Here is a 12,304-nt window from a genome sequence, read left to right as displayed (position 1 = left end):
CGCACGACCGGTGGGGATGACCGGATGTACGTGAACGGTCCACGGATTGTTCCGTGACCCTAGGACCACTCGCGACTCCGAACATCAGCCGCGAAGATGATGCGGTTGCGTCCGGACGATGCTCCAGGTCGTCCCGGCTCCCGGAATCCGATCGATGCCGTCGGGCCGCGGCCGTCCCCTTCGGTCAGACGCCGAGCACCGTGGCGACCGCGAGGGCGGCGATGATGGCGCTGGACAGCAGCGCGGTGACCCGCCGCCCACGGGGACCGGTGAGGGCCCGGCCGATCAGCGAGCCGCCGCCGGCGATCAGCAACTGCCAGCTGGCCGAGGCGAGGAACACGCCTGCGGTGAAGGCGGCCGCGCCGACCGGGCTCGAGCCGAGCACGTCGCCCCGGCCGAGGACGAGCGCCACGAAGTAGACGACGGTGGCCGGGTTGAGCAGGGTCAGCGCGAGAACCGCGGCGAACGCCCGCACCGGCGTGTCCAGGCCACCCCGCGGACTCGGCTCCTGCGTCGGGGCGGGTGAGTTCGGCTCCTGCGCCGGGGCGGGTGGGCGCATCGCGCGCCAGGCGGTGAGGCAGGCGAGGGCCAGCAGCACCCCCGCGGCGATCAGCCGCAGCGGACCCGCGAACGGCGCGAGCCCGCTGGCCACCGCGGCCCCGCCGAGCGCCGCCACGGCCGCGTACAGCCCGTCGGCGGTGGCCACGCCGAGCGCCGCCGCCGAACCGACCCGGAACGAGGTACGCGCGCTGAGCCCGAGAATGAGGATCGCGATCGCGCCGACCGGGATGGCGACGCCGTAGCCGGCGACCAGGCCGGCCAGGAACGCCCCGGTCACGACGAGGGGTGGCGGGCCGAGGCGGCCGGCGGCAGGATGCGCTGTCGACGCGCGGCAGTGGCCGCACGGACAGGAGCCTGCTTCGGGTACGCCTCGATCACCCGCTCATCCTGCCCCCTGGTTCCCCCACCCCGGAACCGGTTTTCCCGCGCCTCGGTTGGACTGAAGATCTTGGTACGAATCTGCCCCCGCAGGGGCGATCTCGTACCAAGATCTCGCTGTTCGGGGCACCAACGCCGGTGGCAGTGCCGCCAGGTCACCTTGATCGACACCACTTCGCCGATGTGGCGACATCAAAGCCACTCCGACCACACCACATCGGCGTAACGGTGTCGATCATGCCGAGAGAACACCGCGGGCGCGGCACCCCTCAAGGGTGCCGCGCCCGTGGCGGTGACCGGGAGAACTGTCAGACGTTGAAGCCGAGCGAGCGCAGCTGGTCGCGCCCCTCGTCGGTGATCTTGTCGGGGCCCCACGGCGGCAGCCAGACCCAGTTGATCCGGATGTCGTTCACCAGGCCGCCACCGGGACCGGTGGTCAGCGCCTGCCGGGCCTGGTCCTCGATCACGTCGGTCAGCGGGCAGGCCGCCGAGGTCAGCGTCATGTCCAGGGTGGCCACGTTGTCGTCGTCGACGTGGACGCCGTACACCAGGCCCAGGTCCACCACGTTGATTCCCAGCTCGGGGTCGACGACGTCCTTCATCGCCTCCTCGATGTCGCCGATAGCGGCCTTGCCGCCGGCCGGCGCCGCCGCGCCCGCGGCCGCGCCGTCGGCAACAGCACCGTTGACGGCCGCGCCGTCCGTCGCCACCGCGCCAGCCTCGGGGGTCATGTTCTCGTCGCTCATGCCTTCACCTCCGGGCTCACGCCCACCCCGGCGCGTGCCGCGGCGTCCTTGAACGCCATCCACGACAACAGCGCGCACTTCACCCGGGCCGGGTAGCGCGCGACACCCGCGAACGCCACCCCGTCTCCGAGCACGTCCTCGTCCGGCGTGACCTGGCCCCGCCCGGACATCAACTGCACGAACGCCTCGTGCACCACCGCGGCGTCGCTCGCGGCCCTGCCGCGCAGCAGCTCGTGCAGGATGCTCGCCGACGCCTGGCTGATCGAGCAGCCCATCCCGTCGTACGAGATGTCGGTGAACACCGTGCCGTCGGTCGCCACCCGTACGGTGATCTCGTCGCCGCAGGTCGGGTTGACGTGGTGCGCCTCGCCGACCCGGGCGGCCGGGTCCGCCGCGTCCCGCAGGCCGCGGCCATGCGGGTGCTTGTAGTGGTCCAGGATGATCTCCTGGTAGAGGGATTCGAGCTGCATCACTGGAACACCTTCCGCACCCGCTCCAGACCCGCCACCAGGGCGTCGATCTCCGCGGTGGTGGTGTAGAGGTAGAACGACGCCCGCGTCGTGGCCGGCACCCCGAACCGGGTGCACACCGGCCGGGCGCAGTGGTGGCCCACCCGCACCTGCACGCCGAGCGAGTCGAGCACCTGCCCGACGTCGTGCGGGTGCACGTCACCGAGCGCGAACGAGATCGTCCCGCCCCGGCCCACCGGCACGGTCGGGCCGAAAATCCGCAGGCCGGGCACGGTGGCGAGGGCGTCCAGCGCGTACGCCGTCAGCTCCTTCTCGTGCCACTGGATGGCCGGCATGCCGATCGCGGTGAGGTAGTCCACCGCAGCGCCGAGCGCGACCGCCTCGGCGATCGGCGGGGTGCCCGCCTCGAACCGGGCCGGCGGCGCGGCGAACGTCGAGCCGCCCATGGTCACCGTCTCGATCATCGAGCCGCCGCCCATCACCGGGGGCATCGCGGCGAGCAGCTCGCCCCGGCCCCAGAGCACGCCGATGCCGGTCGGGCCGCACATCTTGTGCCCGGTGAAGACGATGAAGTCGGCGTCGTGGTCGACCACGTCCATCGGCAGGTGCGGCACCGACTGCGAGCAGTCGAGCAGCAGCAGCGCGCCGACCTCGCGGACCCGCGCGGTGATCCGCGAGGTGGCGTTGACGGTGCCGAGGATGTTCGACATGTGCACCAGCGAGACGATCTTCGTCCGCTCGGTGACCAGGTCGTCCAGGCCGGACTCGTCGAGCCGGCCCTGGTCGGTGACCGGGAACCAGCGCAGCGTCGCGCCAGTGCGCTCCGCGAGCAGCTGCCACGGGACGATGTTCGAGTGGTGCTCCATCTCGGAGATCACGATCTCGTCGCCGGGGCCCAGCCGGAACCGGGGGTCGCCGTCCGCGCGCAGCGAGGCGTTGGAGAAGGCGTACGCCACGATGTTGATCGCCTCGGTGGAGTTCTTGGTGAACACCACCTCGTCCACGCTCGGCGCGTTGATGAACGCGGCGATCTTCGCCCGCGCGCCCTCGTACGCCTCGGTGGCCTCGGTGCCCAGCGTGTGCACCGAGCGCGACACGTTGGCGTTGTGCAGCGCGTAGTGCTCGGCGAGCACGTCGAGCACCTGCCGCGGCTTGTGCGAGGTGTTGGCGCTGTCCAGGTAGACCAGCGGGTGGCCGTTGACCTCCCGGTCGAGGATCGGGAAGTCGGCCCGCACCTTCGCCACGTCGAAGCGCGGCACGTCGTCGTACTGCGGCATGCCCGCCGGGATGGCCATCGAGGTCATGGCAGGTCAGGCCCGTGCCGCGCCGGCTCCGGCGACGTAGCGCTCGTAGCCCTCTTCCTCGAGCTTGTCGGCCAGCTCCCGGCCGCCCTGCTCGACGATCCGGCCGGCCACGAAGACGTGCACGAAGTCGGGCTTGATGTAACGCAGGATGCGCGTGTAGTGGGTGATCAGCAGCAGGCCGGTGTCACCGGTGTCGCGTACCCGGTTCACGCCCTCGCTGACCACGCGCAGCGCGTCCACGTCCAGGCCGGAGTCGGTCTCGTCGAGGATCGCCATCTTCGGCTTGAGCAGCTCCAGCTGCACGATCTCGTGCCGCTTCTTCTCGCCGCCGGAGAAGCCCTCGTTGACGTTGCGCTGGGCGAACGCCGGGTCCATCTGGAGGCGCTCCATGGCGCCGCGCAGCTCGCCGCCCCAGGTGCGCAGCTTCGGCGCCTCACCGTCGATGGCGGTCTTGGCGGTACGCAGGAAGTTGGCCACCGACACGCCGGGGACCTCGACCGGGTACTGCATGGCCAGGAAGAGACCGGCGCGGGCCCGCTCGTCGACGGACATGGACAGCACGTCCTCGCCGTCGAGGGTCACCTCGCCGCCGGTGATCTCGTACTTCGGGTGACCGGCGATCGAGTACGCCAGCGTCGACTTGCCGGAGCCGTTCGGGCCCATGATGGCGTGCGTCTCGCCGGAGCGCACGGTCAGGTCGACCCCGTGCAGGATCGGCTTGAGCTCACCCTCGGGCAGCTTGACCGACACCTTCAGGTCGCGGATCTCCAGGGTGCTCATCAGCGGGTCACTCCATTGCTCGGCAGCGGACGGCCGTCGCCGTCCACGGAAAGGTAGATGTCGCCGTCGCGGACTTCGACGGAATAGACGGGTACGGGTTCGGTCGCGGGCAGCCCGGTGGGCTCACCGGTACGCAGGTCGAAACGGGATCCGTGCAGCCAGCATTCCAGCGTGCAGCCCTCGACCTCGCCCTCGGACAGCGCCACGGCGGCGTGCGAGCACTCGTCGTGCACCGCGTAGAACACGTCGTCCTCGCCGTGCACGATCGCGACCTGCACGCCGTCCACGTCGGCGCTGATCGCGGTGCCCTTCGGCACGTCCTCGGTGGAGCAGATCTTGAGCATCAGGCGCCGGCCTTCGCCAGCCGGGCCTCGATGGCGTCACCGAGGCGCTCGCGCAGGTCCTCGACCGGGATCTTGTTGATCAGCTCGGCGAAGAAGCCGCGCACCACCAGGCGCCGCGCCTCGGCCTCCGGGATGCCCCGGGCCATCAGGTAGAACAGCTGCTCGTCGTCGAACCGGCCGGTCGCGCTGGCGTGCCCGGCGCCGGCGATCTCGCCGGTCTCGATCTCCAGGTTGGGTACGGAGTCGGCCCGCGCGCCGTCGGTGAGCAGCAGGTTCCGGTTGATCTCGTACGTGTCGGTGCCGGTGGCCTCGGCGCGGATCAGCACGTCGCCGACCCAGACCGTGTGCGCGTCGTCGCCCTGCAGCGCGCCCCGGTAGCCGACGTTGCTGCGGCAGTCCGGCACGGTGTGGTCGACCAGCTGCCGGTGCTCCAGGTGCTGGCCGGAGTCGGCGAAGTAGACGCCGTACAGCTCGGCCTCGCCGCCGCGCTGGGTGTACTCCACCGACGTGTACTGCCGGACCAGGTCGCCGCCGAGGCTGACCTGCACGTGCAGGATCCGGGCGTCGCGGCCCAGCCGCACCTTCAGGTGCTGCGCCTGCACCGCGTCGTCGGCCCAGTCGGCGACGGTGACCAGGGTCAGCTTCGCCCCGTCGCCCACCGACACCTCGACGTTGTCGGCCAGCGTGGCCGAGCCGACGTGCTCGATCACCACGGTGGCCTCGGCGAACCGGTCCACCTCGACGAACGTGTGGCCGAAGGCGAGCGCCTCGGCGTTCTCGCCGACCACCCGCAGGCGCACCGGCGCCTCCACCACCGCGTCGCGGGCGACCCGCACCAGCAGCGCGCGGTCGGCCCCGCCGTACGCGAGCGCGCTGACCCGGTCGAACGGGGTGAGCACGCTGCCCACCCGGGGGTCGTCCCGGCCGATCCGGTCGACGGTGACGCCCTCGGGCAGGTCACCGTACTCGTGCCGGACCGCGCCGGTCGCGCCCTGCGCCGACCCGGTCAGGCCGCGCAGGCGCTTGAGCGGGGTGAAGCGCCACTCCTCCTCCAGGCCGGTCAGGGCCGGGAAGTCGGCGACGTCGTACGAGCGGAGCGCCTGCGACTTGGTCGTGGGCGGCGCGGAAGCCTGGGTAGTCATCTCTTCCTTGTGTTCTGCGACGAGGTGTCAGGTGAGGCGGAGGACGGGGGCCGGCGTCAGCCGACCGCGCCCTCCATCTGCAGCTCGATCAGGCGGTTGAGCTCCAGCGCGTACTCCATCGGAAGCTCCTTGGCGATCGGCTCGATGAAGCCGCGCACGATCATCGCCATCGCCTCGTCCTCGCTCAGGCCCCGGCTCATCAGGTAGAAGAGCTGGTCCTCGCTGACCTTGGAGACGGTCGCCTCGTGCCCCATCGACACGTCGTCCTCGCGGATGTCGACGTACGGGTAGGTGTCGGAGCGGGAGATCGTGTCGACCAGGAGCGCGTCGCACTTGACCGTGCTCTTGCTGCTGGTCGAGCCCTCCAGCACCTGCACCAGACCGCGGTACGAGGTGCGGCCGCCGCCCCGGGCGATCGACTTCGACACGATGGTCGAGGAGGTGTGCGGCGCGGCGTGCACCATCTTGGCGCCGGCGTCCTGGTGCTGGCCCTCGCCGGCCATGGCCACCGAGAGCACCTCGCCCTTGGCGTGCTCGCCGGTCATGTAGACCGCCGGGTACTTCATGGTGACCTTGGAGCCGATGTTGCCGTCGACCCACTCCATGGTCGCGCCCTCGTGGCACACGGCACGCTTGGTGACCAGGTTGTAGACGTTGTTCGACCAGTTCTGGATGGTCGTGTACCGGCACCGGGCGTTCTTCTTGACGATGATCTCCACGACCGCGCTGTGCAGCGAGTCGGAGGAGTAGATGGGCGCGGTGCAACCCTCGACGTAGTGCACGTACGCGCCCTCGTCGACGATGATCAGCGTCCGCTCGAACTGGCCCATGTTCTCCGTGTTGATCCGGAAGTAGGCCTGCAGCGGGATGTCCACGTGCACGCCCTTCGGCACGTAGATGAACGAGCCACCGGACCAGACGGAGGTGTTCAGCGCGGCGAACTTGTTGTCGCCGACCGGGATGACCGTGCCGAAGTACTCCTTGAACAGGTCCTCGTGCTCCTTGAGCGCGGTGTCGGTGTCCAGGAAGACGACGCCCTGCTCCTCCAGGTCCTCACGGATCTGGTGGTAGACCACCTCGGACTCGTACTGCGCCGCGACACCGGCGACCAGGCGCTGCTTCTCCGCCTCCGGGATGCCGAGCTTGTCGTAGGTGTTCTTGATGTCCTCGGGCAGGTCCTCCCAGGAGGTGGCCTGCTTCTCGGTGGACCGCACGAAGTACTTGATGTTGTCGAAGTCGATCCCGGTGAGGTCGGCGCCCCAGTTCGGCATCGGCTTGCGGCCGAACAGCCGCAGGCCCTTGAGCCGCAGGTCGAGCATCCAGGCCGGCTCGTTCTTCTTGGCCGAGATGTCCCGCACCACCGCCTCGCTGAGGCCGCGCTGGGCGGACGCCCCGGCGACGTCGGGGTCGGCCCAGCCGTACTCGTAACGACCGAGGGCCGCGAGCTGCTCCTCCTGGGTCAGGGGCTGAACGATCTGCTCGGTCATCTATCTGTCCTCACAGTGGTGACGGTGGAACCGGACTGGGCGGGAATGTGCGTGGTGCACACGCCGTCGCCGTGCGCGATGGTGGCCAGGCGCTGTACGTGGGTGCCGACCAGACGGGAGATGACCTCAGTCTCGGCCTCGCACAGCTGAGGGAACTCGGCGGCCACGTGCGCCACCGGGCAGTGGTGCTGGCAGAGCTGGCCGCCGGAGGCGATCGTGGACGCGTTGGCAGCGTAACCCTCGGCGGTGAGCGCCCCGGCGAGCGCCTCGGCCCGCGCGAGCGGCGCGTCTCCCGCGTCCTCCATGGCCGCCCGGCAGCGGGTCTCCAGCGCGGAGACCTGCTCGGCCGCGAACGCCGCGACCGCCTCGGCGCCGCCGGTGCGGGCGATCCAGCGCAGCGCGGCGGTGGCCATGTTGTCGTAGTGGTGGGTGCCGCAGCGGCCCCGGGCCGCCTCGGTGAGCGCGAAGACCTTGGCCGGCCGGCCCCGCCCCCGGCTGCCGCGCACGACCTGGTCGCGGGCGACCACGTCGCCGTCGGCGAGCATGGCGTCGAGGTGCCGGCGGATCGCGGCCGGGCTGAGGCCGAGCGCCGAGCCGAGCTGCGCTGCGGTGGTGGCGCCCCGCTCCAGCAGGAGCTGGGTGACCCGGTCACGAGTCGACAGGTCGGCCGGAGCGGACTCCCGCTCGACGTGCCGGGTGCCACGACGCGACCGCGAACCGCCGGTGACCGCACCGGTCACCGACGCCCGGGACAGCGCCGCCGCGTTTTTCACAACGGCAACGTTACGTAAATCGTCCGAGGCTCGCAAACCCGGGTCCGGTGATTCCGACCACCGGGGTGGCGGAGTCACCCGATCGGGATCAACTACGGTGCGTAGGATTCGCTCCGTGAAGCGTTCCGTCCGGTTCCCGGTCTCGTCCACGCTGCTGCGCCGCCTCGCGCTCGCCTCGATCATCGCGAACGTCGCGATCGTGGTCACCGGCGGGGCCGTCCGGCTCACCGCGTCCGGCCTCGGCTGCCCCACCTGGCCCCGGTGCACCGACGACTCCTACACCACGACCGCCGAGATGGGCGTGCACGGGGTGATCGAGTTCGGCAACCGGCTGCTCACCTTCGCGGTGGGGATCATCGCACTCGCCGTCGTGCTGGCCGTGCTGGCCCACCGTCCCCGCCGGCGCGGGCTGCTCCCGCTGGCCGTCGGCGTGCTGTTCGGCATCCCGGCCCAGGCGGTCATCGGCGGCATCACCGTGCTGACCGACCTCAACCCGTGGGTGGTCGGGCTGCACTTCCTCGCCTCGATGGCGGTCATCGCCGCCGCGTACGCGCTCTGGCGGCGGATCAAGGAGCCGGACGGGCCGGACAGCCCGACCGTGCCGGCGCCGCTGCGTACCCTCGCCTGGATCACCACGGCGGTGAGCGCGTCGGTGCTGGTGGTCGGCACCTGGGTGACCGGCAGCGGGCCGCACGCCGGCGACCACGGCGCGGCCCGCAACGGCCTGGACCCGACGCAGATCTCGCAGGTGCACGCCGACGGCGTCTTCCTGCTGATCGGTCTCTCGGTGGCGTTGTACTTCGCGTTCCGGGCGGTCGGCGCGGAGCGCGCGGCGCGGGCCGCCGCGGTGCTGATCGCGGTCGAGCTGGGCCAGGGCGTGATCGGCTTCGTCCAGTACTTCACCCACCTGCCGGGCGTGCTGGTCGGCGCGCACATGCTCGGGTCCTGCCTGGTGCTGCTGGCCACGCTCGGCGTCCTGTTCGCGACCCGGGAGCGGCTGCCGGCCGCCCCGCCGGCCCCGGCCGAGCCGGTCGCCGAGCCGGTGGGCGCCGGCGCCTGAGCGGGGCGTTATCGCGCGACGGGAACGGGAAAGCGGTCCGGGCCACGGACCGTACGCCCGAGGGGAGTTCCCGGTGCCGCGCAAGAGCCTCGCCACCACCACGCCGCAACGGCTGACGCCGGTCGCCGGCGCGCCGCTGTGGTGCGACGCCCACGAGCACGGCCTCACCGGCGACGGGGTGACGAACGACCAGCCGGCGCTGGCGGCCCTGGTGGACCGGCTCGGCGCCGGGTACGACGCCGACGGCCGGGCCCGGGTGATCTACTGTCCGCCCGGCCTGTACTCGATCCGCGACGCCGGCACCGTCTGGCGCAGCGGTGTCTCGCTGATCGGCGCCGGACCGGCCGCGACCCGGTTCCTGCTCAGCAACGAGGGCGACCGCAGCGCACCGGTCCCGCTGGCGTACTGGACCACCGTGCAGCACGGCGCCGACCGGGACCGGCACATCGCCGACTGCACGTTCGCCGACTTCGAGATCGACGGCTCCGGGGTCGCCCAGACCTCCTACGACTACCTGGCCAAGGGGCTGGGCCTGCAGTACGTGGTGCGCGGCGTGTTCCGCAACCTCTACATCCACCACACCGGGGCGACCGGCCTGGGCTGTGACTTCCTCCAGGACAGCCTGATCGACGGCGTAGTCGTGGTGGGGTGCGGCCGGCTGGACAACGGCGACCAGATGGGCGGCGCCGGGATCGGCGTCGGTATCGGCGGCTGGGGCGACGTGGAGCGCCTCACCATCGCCAACTGCACCACCATCGGCAACGGCACCAACGGGATCTTCCTGGAGTTGCAGAAGGACTACTGGACCCCACCGCGCGGTTTCCGGATCATCGGCTGCCACAGCCAGGCCAACCGGTTCGGCATCTCCGACTGGGGCGCCGACGGGTTGATCGTCTCCGGCTGCACCATGACCAACAACCTGGAGGCCGGCTTCGACGTGTCCGGCAACGGCACCGCCGGGGTGGCCGGGCGCGGCGGCCTGCTCACCGGCTGCGTGATCGACGCCAACGTCGGCGACGGGATCAGCATGGGCAACACCCCCGGCCCGTACACGGTGCAGGGCAACCGGATCAGCCGCAACGGCGGTTTCGGCTACCACGAGCACGACCTGGGCCACGGCTACCGGGGCGCGGCGGCCGACGTGGTGATCCAGGACAACGACATCCGGGAGAACGCGCTGGACGGCATCCGGATCGACCGGCCGATGCTGGACACCTCGATCGTGGGCAACCGGATCCGGGACAACGGCCGTCGCTCCGCCCCGGCCTGCTCCGGCTCCGGCGAGGCGGTGCGCTACGGCCCGCGCGAGCTCACCGACGGCAACGCGGACTGGCCCGACGGCGGGCACCGGGGCAAGGTGGTCCGAGTCGGCTCACGGGACGCGGTGGTGTCCGACAACAGCGCCACCCGGCTCTCCCTGGCCGAGGTACGCCCGGACGGCACCACCGGCTGGAACGAGGCCACCCCGGGGCCGGGCACGAGGTACGAGCTGCCGGACGGCCCGCCGGCCTGCGGCGGCATCACCATCGCCGCGCCGTTCGACTCGGCCACCGTGCGCGGCAACCGGATCTGGCACCGGGACGCCGACACCCAGGCGTACGGCATCTGGGTCACCGAGGCGGGCAGTTGCGTCTCCTGCGCGTTCGAGGACAACGACCTGGCCGGCACCGAGGCCGCGCTGCGGCTGGACACGCCGCCGATCGGCGGCCGCTGGGCACGCAACCACAGCGACCGCGACTGACCTCCCGGCGGCGCGGGCGGCACCGGCGGCTCGGGCGGCTCCGGTTCAGCCGGGCCGGCGTCGGTGGTGACAGCCAGCATGACCAAGCTGCCGTTGCTGACCGCGTACGCGACGATCAGCACCCAGAGATCGCCGTCGCGGTGCAGCAGCCTGGCGACGTGCAGGCCGAGCAGCGCGCGCTGATGGTATCGAAGACGCGGCCCGGTGGGCCCCGGCGAAAGCCGCCGACGCCACGATGGCGGCGACGGCCGGCAAACGCGCCGCCAGCCCGAGTGGAAACGCGCCCCCTCGTGCCACCCATGGCGTTCCACTCACGGCACGGACGGATCGCGAGTGGAACACCATGGGTGCCTGGACAGCCCTGAGACACCCATGCTGTTCCACCCAGGGCCCCGGCAGACAGCGAGTGGAACACCGTGGGCGCCTCGAGCCCTGAGACAGCCTGGCGTTGCGTGCACCGCGTCGGGTGGGTCGGCGAGGTGCGTCCGCAGCCAGGAGGGTCGCGGTCCCGGGCCCGCTGCCAAAGCCCGGACGCCGCCAGGGCCGGCACGCTCGCCACGGCCACCGCCAGGCCCACAGCCACGGCCAGGCGGGACGGGTCAGGCGCGGGGGGTCAAGTGGGTGAGGACCGCGTCGGCGAGCCGGTCCGGGGCGCCGTCGGCGTACCCGACGAACAGGCTCGGCTCGGTCAGCTCCAGCTCGACCAGCACGGGCGTGCCGTCCGGGCCGGGGATCAGGTCGACCCGGGCGTAGAGCAGCCGGTCCGGGCCGCCCGGCACGGCTGCCAGCACCTTCTCGGCCACCGCGCGCTGCTCCGCGGTGGCGGTGCGCGCGTCGATGCGCTCCTCCTTGTAGAGCGCGGCCTCGCCCAGGTCCGGCCCGGTCAGCATCGGGCCCTTGCGGATCGCGTGGCTGAACGCCAGGCCGTCGGGCCCGGCCAGGAACAGCAGCGCGGTCTCCCCGGCGGTGTCCACCGCCTCCAGGTACGGCTGGACCATGGTGACCCGCCCGGCGTCGGAGAGCCGCCGTACGTGGGCCACCGCCAGTTCCCGGTGCTCCCTGTCGGTCAGGTCGTAGCGGCCGGTGTCCTGGCTGCCGGCGCTGACCGCCGGCTTGATCACGTACTCGCCGCCCGCCGGTGGGGTCCACTCCCGCCCGGGCTCGACCCACTGCGTCGGCACGGTGGGCGCTCCGGCGGCGGAAAGCTCGGACAGGTAGCGCTTGTCGGTGTTCCAGGCGACCACGTCGGCCGGGTTGACCAGGGCCGGCACGGTACGCGCCCAGGCCACGAACTCGTCGCGCCGCCGCGCGTAGTCCCACGGGGAGCGGATCACGACCAGGTCGTACCCGGACCAGTCGACGGCCGGGTCGTCCCAGACCGCGATCTCGGTGGTGACCCCGCGGGCGGCGAGCGGGCCGAGCGCGAGCCGGTCGTCCGGGTCGAGGTCGGGCAGCTCGGCGCAGGTGACGAAAGCGACCCGGGGTCTCCCCCGGGTCGACTGGTGGTGGTTGGTCATT

The 12,304-nt window shown here is 71.8% G+C and carries 12 protein-coding genes; 2 read left to right on the top strand and 10 right to left on the bottom strand.

Translation table 11 applies throughout. The features are described 5' to 3' along the window. Nucleotides 1-184 precede the first annotated feature (184 nt). The 9 genes from A8711_RS20540 to A8711_RS20500 all read right to left on the bottom strand — a co-directional run bounded on the left by A8711_RS20540 (nt 185) and on the right by A8711_RS20500 (nt 7,874). Nucleotides 185-838, bottom strand: coding sequence for a LysE/ArgO family amino acid transporter (locus A8711_RS20540; RefSeq protein ID WP_069089095.1), 654 nt, complete (start codon nt 836-838; stop codon nt 185-187). Nucleotides 839-1,247: 409 nt separating this feature from the next. Next, a complete protein-coding gene (locus A8711_RS20535) occupies nt 1,248-1,685 on the bottom strand; it encodes a metal-sulfur cluster assembly factor (protein ID WP_069089094.1) in 438 nt (145 codons plus the stop codon). After that, on the bottom strand, nt 1,682-2,155 hold the full coding sequence (sufU, locus tag A8711_RS20530) for a Fe-S cluster assembly sulfur transfer protein SufU (RefSeq protein ID WP_064445308.1): 474 nt from the start codon (nt 2,153-2,155) through the stop codon (nt 1,682-1,684). Before sufU ends, A8711_RS20535 begins: the two co-directional genes overlap by 4 nt. After that, nucleotides 2,155-3,459, bottom strand: a complete 1,305-nt coding sequence (locus tag A8711_RS20525) for a cysteine desulfurase (protein WP_064445307.1) — start codon at nt 3,457-3,459, stop codon at nt 2,155-2,157. The genes sufU and A8711_RS20525 overlap by 1 nt, the downstream gene beginning before the upstream one ends. 6 nt (nt 3,460-3,465) lie before the next feature. Then, the gene (gene sufC, locus A8711_RS20520) at nt 3,466-4,239 is read right to left on the bottom strand and encodes a Fe-S cluster assembly ATPase SufC (protein WP_064445306.1); all 774 of its coding nucleotides are present in this window, start codon (nt 4,237-4,239) and stop codon (nt 3,466-3,468) included. Beyond that, nucleotides 4,239-4,583 carry a non-heme iron oxygenase ferredoxin subunit gene (locus A8711_RS20515; protein WP_064445305.1) on the bottom strand — a complete coding sequence of 115 codons (345 nt, stop codon included), beginning with the start codon at nt 4,581-4,583 and terminating at the stop codon, nt 4,239-4,241. Before A8711_RS20515 ends, sufC begins: the two co-directional genes overlap by 1 nt. Continuing rightward, nucleotides 4,583-5,725: a Fe-S cluster assembly protein SufD gene (gene sufD / locus A8711_RS20510; RefSeq protein WP_069089093.1), complete on the bottom strand. Its 1,143-nt coding sequence runs from the start codon at nt 5,723-5,725 to the stop codon at nt 4,583-4,585. The genes A8711_RS20515 and sufD overlap by 1 nt, the downstream gene beginning before the upstream one ends. A gap of 56 nt (nt 5,726-5,781) precedes the next feature. Beyond that, on the bottom strand, nt 5,782-7,212 hold the full coding sequence (sufB, locus tag A8711_RS20505; RefSeq protein WP_013287447.1) for a Fe-S cluster assembly protein SufB: 1,431 nt from the start codon (nt 7,210-7,212) through the stop codon (nt 5,782-5,784). Then, a complete protein-coding gene (locus tag A8711_RS20500) occupies nt 7,209-7,874 on the bottom strand; it encodes a metalloregulator ArsR/SmtB family transcription factor (RefSeq protein ID WP_223201463.1) in 666 nt (221 codons plus the stop codon). The genes sufB and A8711_RS20500 overlap by 4 nt, the downstream gene beginning before the upstream one ends. A gap of 208 nt (nt 7,875-8,082) precedes the next feature. Here A8711_RS20500 and A8711_RS20495 point away from each other — a divergent pair, with 208 nt between their 5' ends. Both A8711_RS20495 and A8711_RS20490 read left to right on the top strand, forming a co-directional pair. Continuing rightward, nucleotides 8,083-9,045 carry a heme A synthase gene (locus A8711_RS20495; RefSeq protein ID WP_176722841.1) on the top strand — a complete coding sequence of 321 codons (963 nt, stop codon included), beginning with the start codon at nt 8,083-8,085 and terminating at the stop codon, nt 9,043-9,045. 73 nt (nt 9,046-9,118) lie between these two features. Next, nucleotides 9,119-10,786 carry a right-handed parallel beta-helix repeat-containing protein gene (locus A8711_RS20490; protein WP_069089091.1) on the top strand — a complete coding sequence of 556 codons (1,668 nt, stop codon included), beginning with the start codon at nt 9,119-9,121 and terminating at the stop codon, nt 10,784-10,786. A gap of 599 nt (nt 10,787-11,385) precedes the next feature. Here the strand turns inward: A8711_RS20490 and A8711_RS20485 are convergent. Further along, nucleotides 11,386-12,303: a RimK family alpha-L-glutamate ligase gene (locus A8711_RS20485; protein ID WP_069089090.1), complete on the bottom strand. Its 918-nt coding sequence runs from the start codon at nt 12,301-12,303 to the stop codon at nt 11,386-11,388. Nucleotide 12,304: the final 1 nt, after the last annotated feature.

The sequence above is a fragment of the Micromonospora sp. II genome (genome assembly GCF_001709195.1).
In the GTDB taxonomy this organism is placed as follows: Bacteria; Actinomycetota; Actinomycetes; order Mycobacteriales; family Micromonosporaceae; genus Micromonospora; species Micromonospora chalcea.
This window is presented reverse-complemented; position numbering and strand designations above follow the sequence as displayed.